The following is a 15,674-nucleotide window of genomic DNA, read 5'->3' on the forward strand; positions in this document are numbered from 1 at the left end:
ATTCATAACTGTGGTTATTGCGCTGGCATATTGTCAATAATACGCTCACGAATCAGCTTCAAGGTTGGTTCTGTCGACAGGTAATCGATGGCAATCGGAAAATAAGCGTCGTTAATTTTAAGAACCAAGCTAGGGTAAGAGTTCACACCTAGGCTCTTTGCAAGGCTCAATTGATCTTCGAACACACCCTCTAAGAAAGAGCCATCCATGTCATTCTTGAATTGCTGAACATTCAAGCCAATTTCTCTCGCTAGTTGCAAGTGAGTGGCTTCTTCATGAGGAGGCATCGCACGTAAGTAATACGCATGCTGAATCGCTTCTAGCATCTGCTCATAAGAGTCTTGAAAGCCCGCTGCAATAACCGCACGACAAGATTGGTAAGTGCTTCTAACTGGCGTACAAAGCTTCCAGAAATCGTAGTTAAACTTAGTGCCTAACTGGCGCTCAATCTGCTTCCAAATACCTTCGAGTTTTTGTTGCATCTCGGGCGGCATCGGTAAATTAGTATCTGGCGCAAGACCACCAACCACATACTCAAACTGAATCACTCCTGGCAGTTGCTGTTTTAGTTTATCCAGCGTTGGTTTGTAACCCCAACACCAACTGCACATTGGGTCATGCACGTAGTAAAGCTTTATATCCACTTTAATAATTAAACCTTTAAAATCATTTACTTAAATCAAACAAAAACATTAAGTGGCGATGAAGTGGCGACACATTTAAATCTAATTGCTTGGTTTAGACTTCGAAGTTAACGAGCTGTCCGGCAAAGAAGCAGGCTTTGGCTCTTCTCATGCACTCCCCACGAAAACAGCGATTTCTTACCGTTAACTTCAAAGTCATTTCAAAATCTCAGAGTAATTATACAGTCTCATAAATTGAAAAACTTATTTATCTTGGCAATTCGCCTTCAAGCCAATCTATACAAGGCTTTGTAAGCTTCACAATTGATCGTCTCTTTCTTCTTTTGATCGTCTTCATTTATGACAAAAAACACACTCACCCCATGATTTTCAAACACTTACCAATCGCCACCTGATCTTTCCAGATCATTAAAATTGCAATTTCCTGAAATTCTTTTCAACTTTTGAAATTTCTATAATGGCTCTAGAAGCGATTCTTAGAGGTCTTGGGGATTCTCGAACCCCGCTATGGCTAAGGCTTAGCTTGATATCTACCGTGTCACGTAGGCAGGTGAATTTCGACATTTGAGAATTGCGAAAAAACCAGATCGAAAAGCGCGCAGGTGGGGAGGAGGAGTGCGGATTACGTCACCGAAAGGTTCTATTTCGTCAGAAGAGTATGTTGAGTAATTAGCCGCCCTATGGTTTAAATTCGGCTAAGCCCTATTCATTGCTATCTCAGGTTCAGCTCTTAATCCTAGCTGACTAAATGTTAGCAATGAAACAAAGTGTCTATAATGGTATTGGCTATGGTGATACGAGAATAAAATGGAACTTGAAATATCTTTGGAGAACGTTCAACAAAAAATTGGTAGAAATGTGTTGAGCTTCCAACTTCTAGAGCACTTGTTAAAGACAATATTATCTAATCAAAGTCTTTCTGGAGGGATGTCGGGACTTCACCCGGCCATTTGTAAGAAGAAGGATTCTATAAAAACACTGACTCTTGGGCACCTTGTCCGACAATATACAGAAGAGTCTATTACTACAGGTGACATTGATTATACTGAATTTGAAGACTCAGATGAGCCGCAGTTTTCTTTTCGATTCGCAACTCAACTCACACCAAATGACTATGCAGAAAAGTGCAACTTACTTTCCGAGTTGCGCGAAGAGCGTAATCAGCTAATACATCACTTTTTACCCAGGTTAGACCCTGGCTCAGGTGAGACTCTTGAAAAGTTATCGTCAGAGTTAGATAAACAAAATCAGCGTGTAACCACTGAAATCCGTTTTTTGCAAAGCACATTGAAGGGGCTTGACGAACTAAGACGTGCTACGAGTGACTATATAAAATCGGAAGCATTTGAAAAAAAATTTGAGTTGATATGGCTTCAACAAAGCGATCTTGTAATCATTCTATGTGAAATAGCCTCTCAAATATCAAGAACAGATGGCTGGTCTTCCCTTCCGTTAGCTGGAAAGCTATTAAAAAATAATTTTCGTGACGAAGCAGATGGTATGAAGGAGCGTTATGGTTATAAGTCTTTAAAAAAGCTTCTATTAGCGACTGAGATGTTTGAGGTTGTGGATGAACAAACAAAACGTGGTGGTACAATACAGTTGTTTAGGCGAAAGCCGAATTAATCCCCCTCTCACCACCGAGCTAGGATAAACACCATCAATCTGACAGTTCGCAGTATTCGTTACTTATCAGCGAAAGTGTAAGATCTATTTAATTGGTAGGGTTTAAGTAACTTTGTAAGTACCAGCTGAGCTACCTCCAGTAACGGGAACCTCCGCATTTTGTGTGATTTCGTCATAAACCGCATTGGCGATCGCTTCTGCCATCTTTCCTGCCATGGCGAATTCACCTGTTAGAACGAACCCTTGTGCCTGGAGTTCGCTTTCTAACTTTTCTTTGAGAGATGCTTTACTCATTGCCATGTTTATTTACCTGCCTTAACTGTCGATGACAAATCAGAGTGAGGCTTGCCTGTGTAAGCACAAATGCAGTCACCTTGCACAACACCTTTACCGCCATTCATGGTGATGAGGTCAGCCACTTCTATGATTTTCTTGGCAGTAGTGGTTTTGTTGTTTGTTATTTCTTCTATTTTGTCTTCCAACACTTTGATGCGTTGGTTTAAACATTCAGTGATGTTGTCTTTGTCTGTCTTGCTTTCGAAGTTGCCCGCTTCATCTACCAGTTGGTAAACACCTTGGCGTTTTTGGTAACGGCTTTCACCTTGCTTAATCGCTGGTAACTTGAATCCCAATGGCAACACACAACGAATAAAAGGCTTATCCGGTTGGCCGAACATAAAACCTATTTCTACAATGCTTCCGATTGCCGGTGGCTCCAGTCTTCCTGCATATTCACCAACACCTGGTATTGGAAGTGGTACCGCCTGAAGTGGTGATTTGTCTTTGAACTCCACGCCCTTCTCATCGAGCAGCTGAACATCCACAGCATAATGCGGATAAAAGCGATCAGACATGTCGCCCTCTTCTGGCAGCTCAGGCAAAGCAACCACCTTGCCCCAACGAGGCAAATGCCAGCGTCCTGTTAGTTCTGGAAACAGTCGGAAGATGATCCGCTTTATTGCATTTACGTCCATGTCAGCTTCACCTCTGTTCCTTGGAAATCAACGCCCACCAAACGCAAGCCATTGACGACTGCCCCAGGTCTTAACTTAGGGCTCGCAGGTATTTTCACTGACTTGGCCGTCGTGTGCCCCGTCATCAGACTATCTGGAATAGTCACTGGCTTATCTGCCCAGTAAGAGTCTTTCCAAGTGCCTACATAGATTTGGCCGTTACCCTGCTGTTGCCAAAATAAGTCATCAATACCGAAGGCTTGAGACAGCTCGTCCATCACTCGATAGCCATTACCATCACTGTAAAAGCAAGGGATTGACGTTTTACTGTAGGCCGCTTCAGGTACCACAAACTGCAGTCCGGTTTTGTTGGTCACATCGCTAAGTAATTGCATCAAGGTCGGGTGGCGAAGCGTGATATCAAGCGGCTTAAACAACAATGCCGCCAACTCGCGACAAAATAGTTCTGACCATCCTTTTTCCGATGCTTGCACCCGCTCGATATAACCGAGGAATACTCTCGATATGCTGTCGCCCCACCCGATATCTACGGCAATGATGGTGTTTACCTTTGGAGAGCCTTCAACGGAAATCGAGCAGCGACTAGGTGTATTCACATCAAAGAGAATGCGATGGTTCTTTGCTTTTACCTTTTGACTACCAAGATAGGCTCGGCATACAAACTTATGGTTTGGTTCCATTACCTCCCCCTATGACAATATTTCGTCTAGTGACTTGAGAAACTTCATGATACCCGTTAGTTCAACGCTGGTATCCGGCGGAACATCTTCACTTTGCCCCGTTTCAACCGGAGTGGTTACCCCTTGCACCTGCTGCTGTGTTGCTGGCTTATCTTCCTGTCGTTGTTCAACACGCTCAGGAACGGACAAGTGCTCAACCAACTCGAAAGCGACGTTCCATTGTCGGTTACTCTCTTGTTCATCGGCTCGAATCGTGCCTTGGAACTTCACCTGGCGAATTTTTAGCGCATTGGCCGTGTTATTGCTGATGCGGTAAATCTGGCGGGCACTGTTATCTTGCCCACCTGCCATGGTGAAAAGGTTACTTAGGGTTTCACTCTTGTTGAATGGGATCACGCCACTCACGGACAACACTTTTCCTTTGTTACCCGTTTCGGCTTGGTCGGTCGATGAGGACTGGCCGGACATATCTTGTCCGGCGAGCTGTTGGCGAACGCTAATGCGCAGGTTCTTGAGTGAGATTTGAGTGCCGTTTAGAGTAAGCATGACTAATAAAATTCTTTCGTAGCGACAAAGGATAAATCCGATAAAACTACTGGCGGAAAATTTTCAGACTGATCGGATAAAATTGGACCATAGTAAACTTTGTTATACGCTCCCGCTTTATCGATCCTTAACCCGCCATATTGGTTGTGGGTGGTAGTGAATAAAGTCATCTGGCTCGTCACTTTGGTGTTGTTGTCTGGATTTAACTGCGTCACCATGTTGTTGTTTCCCAACAACACCTTGCTACTTGGTGATAACGAGACATCCAAGTATCTTGGGAACTCTAAGTGTGTAAACACAGTATCCGTACAGGTCATTGATGTATAAACGTCAGTGCAAAGCACCCCCACCTTTCCTTCTGCTAAATTAATCGACACTAGATTAATGTAGCCCCCATCGAAAAACTGAGTTTCTGCGGAAACATCGTATTGTTTAACGTCTTTCGAATGTAGCTCCGATACTGAAGAAAACATCAAACGTTCTGTTATTTCAAAGTAACCACCTGTATGTTGCTCAAAAACGCCATTGGAGAGGTGTCGTTTCACGGTCTCGTTATGATGCCCACCATGATATGAACCAAACCACTTAGCATCTTTGCGTTTGAACGCGAAGTCATTTGCCCCAGCGGCCTCGATGTAAGTAAAGCCAGTATTTCTGATATACGCTGCGGTATCATGAGTCGGCAACACTTTACCCATCTCATTTAAATGCATGATATTCGCACCATATAGATAGCAGTGTGTTGTCGGCTCTAGGTTTCTAACCCGTATTTTTGAGAGTTTGTTTTTCGACGTTTGTCCCTTATAAACAAAAGCCGCATCTTTACCACTGTTATTGTGATTATATTTCAAGCTGAGCTCATCAACCTTGTTGAACGAGCCATCAGGTAACTCTTCTTCAATAACGACTTGTCCTGATGAACCAGGTGAACGAGCAAATAACAACGAGTATTCCCCACTAAGAAGATATTGAACATAGTCCCCATCGCGGAAAATATTCCATGGCTTTAATCCATTAAATCTCGTTGCTTCATCGTCTTGGTATTTTGAGTAATCAACAGTACCAAGATTCGGCAATCCTAATACGTCACTGTTGAACTGGGTCGTTAGGTCAATAAGTTCCGCTACCGCTGCATCTGTTTTAAGTCTTCCGACAATTGCATGTGATATCTCGTATACGAACGTCGGCCTATGATGTGAATTACCAAACTCATTACTCGCGTCAGGTGCAGCACTCGTTTTCTGATAAGTCATCATTACATACCCTGAAACATTTCGAGCCTTCTTGGTTATAACCTGATAAGAACCATCACCTTGATGTAACAGAATCTTTTTGCTTTGCTCTCCCAATGTCACTGATGGATGATTTATCATCACGTAATCTGACAGCTTTATCCATTTAACATCGTTATCAGCGATCGTTTTCTTAGCTAAAATATCGCCAACATCCCCACCTTTCGCTCGAATAAACTCTTTTTTGCTCCATTCGATATTTTTATTTTCCGGTCTCAAATCACTCACAGACCCATCGGCCAGAACCTCTGCAATTTTGCACACGAAATGTGGGATGTCTTTACTAGTCGATGAGTCGATGTAATCGTCTTTCTCTTCGGCCGTGATAACGAAATCAAACAAAGTCACCTGCTCACCTGTTGGTGTGCCTTCGCGGTGCGCATCGATATAGATGAACGATGGCTTATTGGGTACCTGAACGCTTCGGTCAAACTCCATGCTCACTCGGTTACCTGATACATAACCGGCACCCGCTTTGATGTTGTATGCACTGCCCGATGGTGTCACCAAGAAACCATCTTCGATAAACCAGTCTTTGCCGTTCTGGTCGATAATGGATTGCGCTACATCGCTGTCCATCTTCTTCATTCGATCAGTGGCGTTGTATTGCCAGCTGGATGCATCCACCGTGATGTTGGTGATTTCGGCAATGTCCTTGTATTCAAGGACAACCGAACGCACCAAAGTATTACCCGCGACACCCGGCTCATCGGCTGTTTTAGGTGTAAGCGCGTGATGGTCAATCGTGACTAATACGCCATATTCAGAGCAGTAAGCACCCGTCCAGTTAAACTCAAACGGACCAACATCGCTGGTCAAAGTGGTGCTGTAAATCACCGAGTCTGCAGAAAGGCGGCCGCGTTGCTCAACCTGCTCTTGGTGAACAATATCATCCGTCGGTACCACATCATCTGGCTGCGGAAACTCTGGGCGGTTTGGTACGTTGGCGAATATCATCTTGTCGATGATAAGTGGTTTTTCTTCAGCGTTGAGCTGTGCCAACAGTGCTTTACCTGCGGCGGTTAAAATTGACTTGTCAGTGGTATTTGCCATGTTTAGTAATTCCTTAACCCTTCACTGTGGCTTGGTAATATTCGCAGTCGACGTTCAGCACACTGGGAAGCATGCCAACGTTGAGCCTAGTCTTAACGTGAGACGTGTTGTATTGCGCTTCGACGTTCTTGCTTCGCGCGGCCAACGGCATTTCGACATAACTGGTGTATTGATAGCGGCGGCAGGTTCTGCCGTATTGTCTGATTACTGTATCTAGCAGCTTGGGAACATTGGTTAAATCGCCGTCGCGGATTTTTAGACTGATCACATCCCAATCCACATTGGCCAAACGCTCGTCTTGTCCAATGTGCGGATAACCGAGCTTTTCAAACATGTCTTCCCAGCCTGCTATCGTGCCCGCATCGCGAGCGAATCCATAAGCGTGAGCCACACGAATTCGAAATAGCGCTTCTGGCTCTTGGCCTAATCGTTCTATATCGCGTTGCCAGGCAAGAATGTTCACCAATGCCATTGGGGCTGTTAACGGATCATGTTGCTGCAGTGGCATTTCAAATGCGGCTCTCACATGTTCCCAGTAGTTGCGCATGGCTCGGGCGAACTTAGCCAGCTCGCCTCTGCCCATCCAGTAACGCAGGTTAATCTCAGGAATTTTCAATCGTCACCCCCAGAGAATTAATTCGCGGTACCGTCAAATTGTTGATGATGTCGGCGTTATCAAATTCGAGTGATTCAATCTCTGAGAACTGTGCATGCAGCTCCTGCCCTAGCCTTGAGAAACTGAATCGTAGAACTGGATTAGTGACCGTTGGCGAATAGTCGGTGTTCTCACGGAAAGCGGCACCAATAAACTGCTCCACTTTTACGCGCAGGGCGTCTCGGTCTTCCATCGTTAATGAACGAAGCGGCCAAACTCGGCAGACAATATCGTGGGTCGTTTCTGGCATGGCAAGCACTTGCAGATCATCACCATGACCGTGCTGACCTTCGACACGGATGTACTCATTCAAATCCGCCAACATTTCTGCGGATGGTTCACCAGTGTCTAAAAGGATGAGTGCGTTTGCGGTACCTGGTCCACGCGGCGCGTTATGCTCAAAATAAACATTGTCGTCGTTGATGCCTGCGCGACTGGTGAGCAGTGAACGGTAAGCCGCATCAATGTGCCATCTTGCTACTGCGCTCCACTGGTTACGAATACGTAGGCGGAGTTCGTCATTACTCTCTTTGTCTGCCCCCGCTTCATTCAACCATTCGGCAGGGTTGGTCACCGCGCCGATGCCCGGAATAGCTGTTGGCAAAATGTGGTAATACCCTTCACCTAGGTTGTAAGCCGCGCCCTCGTTCTCTGCCTCGACTTCTGCCATCACCATGGTGTCATTTTCCGGCATCGTGGTATCGGCAAGCACCTTTACCCGGTAAATCGTGCCGTTAATCGGTTCGGTTTGAACCCAAGTATCTTTGGGGATCACCAACGCAGGGCCTTTAGCCGCGGAACGTTGAAAGGCGATCATACCTTTGGCTTTGGTTGCTCCTTTACGGGTGAGTTTGCATTGCCACGCCAACAAGTCGAGCCATTGGTCAACGGCCGTTGCCACAAACATGTTCGGTAAGACATAGCCAACCAATAAGGTATTGATGAGCCACATCGTGACTTTCACGACCGTGGCTTCAATAAGGCGCCAAAATGGAGAGAACGGAGAGTCGTTTGAGATGATGGAACCTTCTTTGTCCATCTCGTCTTTGAGTACTTTCTTCCACCCTGCTTCATCGGTTGGGATGCCGGATTGCTTCACCAGTTCGGAATAGTCTGGTTTTGGAATATCAGTCATTAACGCTCTCCGTTATTCACTATCTCTAATTGCAACTCGCCAAAGTCCATGGTGTCGGCAAACACGTAAATCGTGCCCTCGGTCGGTTCATCCAAACGCACGGTACCTGGTACCAATCGAACGTCTTCTTCAACGAGCAATTCCAACTTGGTGCGGATATCGGCTTTCTTTGACGGGCTTCGCTCAGCGATCAAATCCACCGCTAAGTTACTCTCGATGATGGCGTGTTTGATGTCTTGGGCGATCACCGCTCGGTCTTGAATCAAGATTGGGTTGCGGCCTGCATCAAGCACCACATCCCCGTTCTCAATCAAAATGTCCTGGTATTTGTAATCCGCCATTAGCCTGCCGCCATTTCTATTTCACTCGCCATGTCTTGCGGGCTGTTCATGTAGGTTGGATAAATCGCCACTCCACCGTAATTGGTTGAGCTCGTTTGGTAGCTGGCAATATTCTTAGCTGCGCCACCTGGTTGTATTTGTGCACGAGGCGTAGCGCTTTGAACCGATTTAGATTTCACTTGAGTAGATTCATCATCACCGCCGAAGCCTGGTATCCAACTAGTGACACTTTTCACCATGTCCATAACTTGGTTGTACTTACCGATAATCCAGTTAAATACGCTCATGAACGCGTTTCGCATGCTTTCAGCCAAGCCTGTAACCGCTTGGAATGCCGCTGTGTTTTGCATCGCAAACAGGAAGTCATTCCATCCCTGCTTTGCCATGGTGGTGAAGGTGAGGAATGCCGCTTTTAAATCGTCCCAGTAGTAGACCAATGCAGCGACTGCAGCGATGACTGCAACGATACCGATAACTACCCAAGTAATTGGATTGGCAAGCAAGGCTGCGGTGAGTTTGACTACTGACCACATGGCCGCCATTGTGCTTTTAGAGAATGACCACATAGCCAGTGTTGCGCCTTTGATTGCGGTCACACCAAGGCCGAAGGTAGCCCATGCGACTGTGACTGCTCCTGTAAGCACGGTTATCATTCCGCCTACAGCGACCAGACCGAGTAAAGCGACTGCCGCGAGGCCAATGTACTTGGTGATGTTTGGAAACAACTTCGTCCAGAGCATGATTTCTTTTGCGCCATTGGCAAACATTTCCACCACTGGGAGGATCACTGGCAGCAAGGCTTGTCCAAATGCAGCACGAACCGCAAACACCCCTTGCTCTAGGCGTTCCCATTGGTCGGTCATTGCTCCGGCCATTTGCTCGGCAACATCTAGACCTTGCACTTTTCCGAGGTCATTGATTGAGTTAGCAAGTCCATCCGTGTTTTGCATCAGGAGCTGAATCATTGCCGTGGCTTCTTGGGTACCAAATGCTTTGCTCAACTCTGCCGCTTCTGCGACCGAAATCGTGTCACCATATCGGCCCTTGATTTGATTCAAAATATCGACAATCGGTAGCAACTGACCTTGTGAATCGGTAAACGACATATTCAGCGCATCTTGCGCTTTTGCCGCACCTGCAAGGAAAGCTCGGTATTTGGTACCCGCCTCACTACCACTCATCGTGGATTGCAACGTACCAAGGATCGCCATTTGTTCAGTCATGCCCACACCAACGGAGGTAGCCGAAGCACCTACAGAGGTAAACGCCGCCGACATCTGATCACCGGTGGTCTTAAACATCTGAACCGCTCTGGCAGTCTGGCCGCCAAGCATGTTTACCCAGTTCGCTTTGCCCATTTGGTTGGCGCTATTCTGGAAAATGCCGTACATGGTGCCGACGTAGTTGGTAATGGTTGAGGTATCGGCCTTTGTTGCCGCAGCCAGCACACCAGAAGCGCGAGTGAACTCGGAAAGTTCATTACCTGCTAACCCTGAAATTGCGGATTGAATGTCATACGAAGCCGCCACAAATTCCGTGGCAGATTTACCGTAATCCACTGCAAAATTAAGCGCCGTGTCACTCAGCTGCTGAAGCTGCTCATCAGCCACACCCAATGATTTCACTTCGCCCAGAACACGATCCATTTCAATCGCAGGCATCAATGCATTTTGCAGTGCAAAACCTGCACCCACCATGCCAGCGGCACCAGCCATCATGGTATGAGTACCCTGACGATAGGTATTGGTGACATCATTCAAATTGCGTTGAATATTGCCCAGAGGTTTAGAAATCTGGTCAATCAGTCCAACTTGAAATCTGAGTGCTTCTGGTAACATCAACAATTCTCTCTAGGTTAGTCTGCTTAAGCACCGAAAGCCTTAGCTACTCCGCTAGCGGTGACAGCTTGCATGTTTTCCCAGTGTTTTTTCTCTAGCCAAATCGCGTAAGCAAAGTTTTGCTCAGAGTCTGGTTCATGGGGTAACCACTTGCGGCGCCACGCATACATCTGTTGCCTGTCGCTGCTATCAATAGCAGCGACAAGCCCATCTATTTTTTTACCGAGATAGTCAACTTAGGTGTGTACTCTTTAAGTACCGCACCATAAATCTGTGTGGCTGCACCTGGGTTTTCTTTGGTGATTTCGCGTAGTGCATCTTTGGACTCTTCACTTACGCAACTCATCAAGAAGTTATGCGCTGCACCACTGATGTCACCTTGCATCGTCGTATTTTGCGCTTCGTCGTATTCGGCTGGCGTTGGGATGAACTCAAGGTCGACTTCGCCAACGGTTAAAACAATTGATTTGCTCATGCTGCTTCTCGCTTTAGTGTTTCGTAAATTCTTGTGAGGCCGTTTTCCAACTGGCGTTCCAGACGTTCAAATCCGTCATTCACTTCGTCTTTTTTGGCGTAATACTCGGCCACATGGGTTTTGTATTCAGCAAGCTCTTTAGAGAGTGAAAACAGCTTGCTGATAAGAGCACCGGTTAACATCACCAAAAGGGTGGCAAGCGCAACCAGTGCTGATAACCAGGTTGGGTCCATCGCTATTCCTTCTGTGGAACTTCTTTCAAGCGTTTGCCTTGTAATGCATTGATGATGTCGTCAACCGTCTCTTGCAGAACATCGTTTGTGCTGAGACCTTTCAACGTTTCTAAGCCCCATACCACAAGGCGTGTGGCGAAACGTTCAAGGATGATTGACCAGCCAATTTGAAAGAACAGACCTTTCAGTACTTCCAACAATGTCTTGCCAACGATTCCTGTTAAGAAATTCATGCTGCTTCTCCGATTAGCGATTGATATGCCTGCAGGTAATCTTCTGCGCTCGCTTTACCTGCGCTTGTGTTCCAGTACTTCTTCGCGTACCGAGCCAAACCTTCTAGGTCATCGGCATCTGGCAAGGCTTCGGGGAACCGAATTAAATTGAGTCGTGCGGCAGCTACTGCGAACTCTGGCGAGATCACCATGTAACGAGGGTCCAAGTGCTCAACGGGGCCAAACATCGACAGTGCATCCAACAAGTGAGGACGACTCTTACCTAACCACTCGACAAGCCAATTGAAGGTGGCTGGCTCCATTTGGGTAAAGCCCAATGCAGGACCACGTACTTGTTTTGAGTAAGTAAACTTTCCGGACTCATGGGCAATAATCATCAGGATCAGATTAATCGCCGCCTGAGTGTTCATTGTGCCTTTACCACCGGATGCCATATCTAAATGGTCAAGGACTGGCTTCATGATTTTCTCAACAAAGAGCTTTGCTAAATTCATCGGGTCATTCGCTCCAATTCGCTTTGACACTGGGTACAGTAGATGCAACCTGGTACTTTTTGGCGGCGTTTTTCTGGGATTGGGTCGCCACATTCGCCGCATTCATGTGCGCTTTCCCGTTCTTCAATTCGCTTAGCCCTTGCCAGTTGGTTGGCAAGCGCCACTTCTGTGAATTGGGTTTCAAGACCGCAGGCATGGTCGATAACATCTGCCATCATGCCTCCTTGTTATTGAACCAAGTCTTCGGTTTCATCCGGACGTAGGTACGGCACACCGTTGATGCTGACAAAGTCTGGGCTTGTCACCTCGAATGGCAGCTTGTGAACTAATGCACTACCGCCATTCGAATCGGCATCAAGTAGGTCAGAGATTTTGATACGACATCCGAAGGCTTCAATTTTGAGCTCATCTTTATCAATCTTGCCGTAGAACAACGCGTCAAAATCAGGCATTCCTCGCCAAGAGCCGGCTTGTTTCGCAGCTTTGCTGAGTAGGTTGAATTGCTGCGTGGTCAGCTCCATTTCACCACTTGCTTCAACGTCACCATCTATCCAACCATCTGGCACGCCAGAGGTTTTATTGACGGCAGAATTATCGGTAATGGATAACGTGACTTTTTGAGCTTTGAGCTTGTAGTCACCCAAAGAGAAATGCATGTTCTTGCCAGAAATTCTCATGCTCATGGATTACGCCTCCAAATCTGCAGGGTTAGTAAGATCAAGCGCGATGTTGACCACGATGTGTTTCGGGCAGTTATGAGGGCGAACCATCAAACCGATCGACACTTTGGTTTTGGTCATCCACTGAATGGTGACGTCACCATCTTCTGGCGGCATGATTTCACCAGGGAAGGTGATGCCACCAACTTCTGTCGTTTTCGACATATCTCGCATGTCTTTGCGGAAGTAAGTGCGGTTGAGCTCAATACTCGCTGGCGTTGAGTTAAGAATTCGGTCTGCAATACGACGAATCGCTTTGATACGTACTCGGCGGTTAAGCTTGTGAACCGGACGAACGTATTCGAGGTACTGATAATCACCGCCTTTTGCTTCTAAAGTCGTTGCGTCCGACCAGTACACCCCTTCTAAATCGGCGTACCATTGCGGCAGTGAGTAACGTGCGTCTGCCAGCGTAGCGATGGTGCTCATCTCTAATGCTTTGCCTGCGTTGTCCGTTGGCATGTCACCCAAACTCAAGACTGAGCCAGTTGCGACACGCATTGGGCTATCTGCTAACGTGACACTTCGGTCACACAAACGACCAGCCAAAACACCCAGGTTATTGCCGTTAAGCTGAGGAACAGGTGTAACGAGGTTTGCAGAAACATCTTTCACCAGATCAAGCATTGTGGTTTCGTACTCTGCCCACGTTTGGCCTATATCAGGGGTTGAATCAATGCCCGCACAAGCGGCGAGGAAGAACACCCAACGACCAAGTTTGCTAGTCAGCTCGGTTGCTTTCGACTGCATATCATCAAACTGAGTTTTGACCGTGACTGGGTCACAAATGGCGATGCCTTCAAATGAGTCGGTCAGGTTCGCCAAATCAACGGCGTCTTGCCATGTTTCACCATCGGCTAAACCAACAATCGCACCCGTCCAGTTTTGTTTGCCGTTGAGCTGGGCGGCTTTCACATTCAGACCAAGCGCATCATCGGCGACAACTTCGTCAAGGTTGGTCATGTTATTAATGCGGGTCACTTTGCCTTGCAGTTCTGCCTTGTCAGTGCGCCCGATGAAAAGCACGTGACGTTCTATCTCAGGGATACCGCCTTGTGCCAAATTGAGATTGTTAACCTCTACCTTTCCGGTTGCCATTGGTTATTTCCTCTGTTTTGCCTGCTCAAATATCTTGATGAGCTGGCGGTTCACTTCACGTTCTTTACTACCGAGAATCTGACGCTCTGCTAATGGAATATCCCAACTGGTGATATTTGGCTGATTAGAGAGTTCTCGAATAAGTTGTCCTGCTTGTCCGTGAGTAATGGTTGCCATCAACTCACGCAAACTGGGCTTCTTTCGCCCTTTACCGCTTTTTCTCGGTACCGTGTAGCCCAGTTCTCTTAGCTTTCTCGCTTGCCCCTTGCTACAAGGTGCTGAGTAATCCGGTTTACCCCATCGCTTTTGCATTTGGCGCTTGGTCATTTTTTGCTTTTGACCAAGGTGGTGCCTTGCTGCGATTTTTGCGGTTAACTTGTTACTCCAAGTCAAATCAAGCTGGTTGGCGTTTCTCACATAAGGCGTTAAGCCCTTTGCCATCCGCTTTAAAACCTTGCCTTTCTTCTTTCCTTTCTTTGGCTGCAGAGCGCGTCCGTTAACGTCTTTTTGGGACCGAATGCGCTTTCCGGTATTGGTCGTTTCCCAACGGCCAAGGGTTTTCAGTATCCAGACTCGCTTTTTAGGTGGCAGAGCCAGCATGGCCAGCTTTTCCTGCATGTTGAGCACATCGCGATCATTGACCTTAATTTGCGGCTTCATTCACCAACTCCGCTTCTTCTGCGGTGTAGATTTCAACGGCCTGCACTCGGTAGGTTTCCCCTCGCCAAGTGATCATTCCCGCGGGGTCAGGGATCAGCTCAATCGGCTCCATCATTTCCAATTCAATGGCAACGTCGGCTACCTCACAGCTGATCACATCAACCGAAAGGTCTGGGTCGCCTAACTCATCTTCATTACGCGTGGTGTCGTAATCGCTCAGCCAACAGGCAACCAAAGCAAGTAAACATCGAGGGTCGAGAAGTCGGTGCGGAAACTCTTCAATACTGATCACTGCGTTGTACTTCCAATGACAAGCGATATAACCGCCGTTCCCTCGGTCTTCACCGTTTGGCACGATGGAGCCGTTTTCCTGCCAGGCATCGATTTTGTTATCGAGCACATTGGAATTCAGGTGACTGACGATGTAATCCGTCAGGTGTTCCAGCTTGGTTTTGTTGTAAGTGGTTTCGCTCATATCGAGTCAATCCCATTCGCACTGCGGCCAAGGAGCGCACGCACATCTTTATTACTTTGGGCGAGAAAACGTGCCTCTTGTTCCGGTTCATCCGTTGCCACGCTTTCGCCTTCTTTTCGGCGGTCTTGAGTCGCAAACTCTTTCATCAGCTCGGCGTGAGCCCGACCATAAACCGCACGTTTGTAGAGCATGATTTTCGGATTGCTCAGCACTGGCTTTTCGCCATCTACGATCAAGCTTTCCAGTCGTTCCTGAATATTCAGCGCGGCGATGGTCACCGCGTAGTTCAAAGATTCGTTATCAAACGTATGGGGAACACGACGTAAACTGCGGAATTCAGCCGTGGATAAATCCGGCCATCCTTCACCTGGTATGGCGATATCGACTGCGCTGTTAACATTTCCGCCAAAGCTCATAACGGTTCCTTGCTTATTTAAATTAGGGCGCCTCTAGCCACTGGGTCGACGGTATCGAGTTAGCCGGTTGGCTTCTCTTACCTCACC

General features: G+C 47.0%; 22 protein-coding genes. 1 reads left to right on the top strand and 21 read right to left on the bottom strand.

What is annotated here, in order from left to right; all coding sequences use genetic code 11:
* Nucleotides 1–14: 14 nt before the first annotated feature.
* Entirely contained in the window at nucleotides 15–644 is a 630-nt protein-coding gene (locus tag R7Q48_RS07840; RefSeq protein WP_053304219.1) for a DsbA family protein, read from the bottom strand.
* An 807-nt stretch (nucleotides 645–1,451) separates the two neighbouring features.
* Between R7Q48_RS07840 and R7Q48_RS07845 the strand changes: the two genes are divergently transcribed.
* A complete protein-coding gene (locus tag R7Q48_RS07845) occupies nucleotides 1,452–2,270 on the top strand; it encodes an OST-HTH/LOTUS domain-containing protein (RefSeq protein WP_140311607.1) in 819 nt (272 codons plus the stop codon).
* Between the two features lie 102 nt (nucleotides 2,271–2,372).
* Here R7Q48_RS07845 and R7Q48_RS07850 read toward each other — a convergent pair whose 3' ends face one another.
* From R7Q48_RS07850 to R7Q48_RS07945, 20 genes are read right to left on the bottom strand one after another with little or no spacing between them, the layout of a single operon-like run.
* On the bottom strand, nucleotides 2,373–2,570 hold the full coding sequence (locus tag R7Q48_RS07850; RefSeq protein ID WP_140311606.1) for a hypothetical protein: 198 nt from the start codon (nucleotides 2,568–2,570) through the stop codon (nucleotides 2,373–2,375).
* Between the two features lie 2 nt (nucleotides 2,571–2,572).
* Nucleotides 2,573–3,244: a hypothetical protein gene (locus tag R7Q48_RS07855; RefSeq protein WP_318132226.1), complete on the bottom strand. Its 672-nt coding sequence runs from the start codon at nucleotides 3,242–3,244 to the stop codon at nucleotides 2,573–2,575.
* Nucleotides 3,235–3,924, bottom strand: a complete 690-nt coding sequence (locus R7Q48_RS07860) for a hypothetical protein (protein WP_318132227.1) — start codon at nucleotides 3,922–3,924, stop codon at nucleotides 3,235–3,237. The genes R7Q48_RS07855 and R7Q48_RS07860 overlap by 10 nt, the downstream gene beginning before the upstream one ends.
* A 9-nt stretch (nucleotides 3,925–3,933) precedes the next feature.
* Nucleotides 3,934–4,470, bottom strand: coding sequence for an adenine glycosylase (locus R7Q48_RS07865; RefSeq protein WP_318132228.1), 537 nt, complete (start codon nucleotides 4,468–4,470; stop codon nucleotides 3,934–3,936).
* 2 nt (nucleotides 4,471–4,472) lie between these two features.
* Nucleotides 4,473–6,815 carry a phage tail protein gene (locus R7Q48_RS07870; RefSeq protein WP_318132229.1) on the bottom strand — a complete coding sequence of 781 codons (2,343 nt, stop codon included), beginning with the start codon at nucleotides 6,813–6,815 and terminating at the stop codon, nucleotides 4,473–4,475.
* 13 nt (nucleotides 6,816–6,828) lie between these two features.
* Nucleotides 6,829–7,431, bottom strand: coding sequence for a phage tail protein (locus tag R7Q48_RS07875; protein WP_318132230.1), 603 nt, complete (start codon nucleotides 7,429–7,431; stop codon nucleotides 6,829–6,831).
* Nucleotides 7,418–8,605 (bottom strand): baseplate J/gp47 family protein, encoded by a 1,188-nt coding sequence (locus R7Q48_RS07880; RefSeq protein ID WP_193269384.1) that lies wholly within the window; start codon nucleotides 8,603–8,605, stop codon nucleotides 7,418–7,420. The genes R7Q48_RS07875 and R7Q48_RS07880 overlap by 14 nt, the downstream gene beginning before the upstream one ends.
* Complete coding sequence (locus R7Q48_RS07885) at nucleotides 8,605–8,946, bottom strand: DUF2590 family protein (protein WP_025589745.1); 342 nt, start codon at nucleotides 8,944–8,946, stop codon at nucleotides 8,605–8,607. Before R7Q48_RS07885 ends, R7Q48_RS07880 begins: the two co-directional genes overlap by 1 nt.
* On the bottom strand, nucleotides 8,946–10,784 hold the full coding sequence (locus tag R7Q48_RS07890; RefSeq protein WP_318132231.1) for a phage tail tape measure protein: 1,839 nt from the start codon (nucleotides 10,782–10,784) through the stop codon (nucleotides 8,946–8,948). Before R7Q48_RS07890 ends, R7Q48_RS07885 begins: the two co-directional genes overlap by 1 nt.
* Nucleotides 10,785–10,810: 26 nt before the next feature.
* Complete coding sequence (locus R7Q48_RS07895) at nucleotides 10,811–10,954, bottom strand: DUF6890 family protein (RefSeq protein ID WP_176133529.1); 144 nt, start codon at nucleotides 10,952–10,954, stop codon at nucleotides 10,811–10,813.
* A 41-nt stretch (nucleotides 10,955–10,995) separates the two neighbouring features.
* Entirely contained in the window at nucleotides 10,996–11,259 is a 264-nt protein-coding gene (locus R7Q48_RS07900; protein ID WP_078230715.1) for a putative phage tail assembly chaperone, read from the bottom strand.
* Complete coding sequence (locus R7Q48_RS07905) at nucleotides 11,256–11,492, bottom strand: hypothetical protein (protein ID WP_025589374.1); 237 nt, start codon at nucleotides 11,490–11,492, stop codon at nucleotides 11,256–11,258. Before R7Q48_RS07905 ends, R7Q48_RS07900 begins: the two co-directional genes overlap by 4 nt.
* Before the next feature lie 2 nt (nucleotides 11,493–11,494).
* Nucleotides 11,495–11,725: a hypothetical protein gene (locus R7Q48_RS07910; protein ID WP_025605241.1), complete on the bottom strand. Its 231-nt coding sequence runs from the start codon at nucleotides 11,723–11,725 to the stop codon at nucleotides 11,495–11,497.
* On the bottom strand, nucleotides 11,722–12,219 hold the full coding sequence (locus tag R7Q48_RS07915; protein ID WP_140311600.1) for a hypothetical protein: 498 nt from the start codon (nucleotides 12,217–12,219) through the stop codon (nucleotides 11,722–11,724). The genes R7Q48_RS07910 and R7Q48_RS07915 overlap by 4 nt, the downstream gene beginning before the upstream one ends.
* Nucleotides 12,216–12,434 carry a TraR/DksA C4-type zinc finger protein gene (locus tag R7Q48_RS07920; RefSeq protein WP_069515543.1) on the bottom strand — a complete coding sequence of 73 codons (219 nt, stop codon included), beginning with the start codon at nucleotides 12,432–12,434 and terminating at the stop codon, nucleotides 12,216–12,218. Before R7Q48_RS07920 ends, R7Q48_RS07915 begins: the two co-directional genes overlap by 4 nt.
* A 12-nt stretch (nucleotides 12,435–12,446) precedes the next feature.
* Nucleotides 12,447–12,902 (bottom strand): phage protein, encoded by a 456-nt coding sequence (locus R7Q48_RS07925; RefSeq protein WP_318132232.1) that lies wholly within the window; start codon nucleotides 12,900–12,902, stop codon nucleotides 12,447–12,449.
* 3 nt (nucleotides 12,903–12,905) lie between these two features.
* Nucleotides 12,906–14,036, bottom strand: coding sequence for a DUF2586 domain-containing protein (locus R7Q48_RS07930; protein ID WP_318132233.1), 1,131 nt, complete (start codon nucleotides 14,034–14,036; stop codon nucleotides 12,906–12,908).
* Between the two features lie 3 nt (nucleotides 14,037–14,039).
* Nucleotides 14,040–14,696: a virion morphogenesis protein gene (locus tag R7Q48_RS07935; RefSeq protein ID WP_318132234.1), complete on the bottom strand. Its 657-nt coding sequence runs from the start codon at nucleotides 14,694–14,696 to the stop codon at nucleotides 14,040–14,042.
* On the bottom strand, nucleotides 14,680–15,171 hold the full coding sequence (locus R7Q48_RS07940) for a phage tail protein (RefSeq protein WP_140188084.1): 492 nt from the start codon (nucleotides 15,169–15,171) through the stop codon (nucleotides 14,680–14,682). The genes R7Q48_RS07935 and R7Q48_RS07940 overlap by 17 nt, the downstream gene beginning before the upstream one ends.
* Nucleotides 15,168–15,587 (bottom strand): head completion/stabilization protein, encoded by a 420-nt coding sequence (locus R7Q48_RS07945; RefSeq protein ID WP_140058924.1) that lies wholly within the window; start codon nucleotides 15,585–15,587, stop codon nucleotides 15,168–15,170. Before R7Q48_RS07945 ends, R7Q48_RS07940 begins: the two co-directional genes overlap by 4 nt.
* Between the last annotated feature and the right edge of the window lie 87 nt (nucleotides 15,588–15,674).

This window comes from Vibrio sp. 378 (assembly GCF_033339435.1).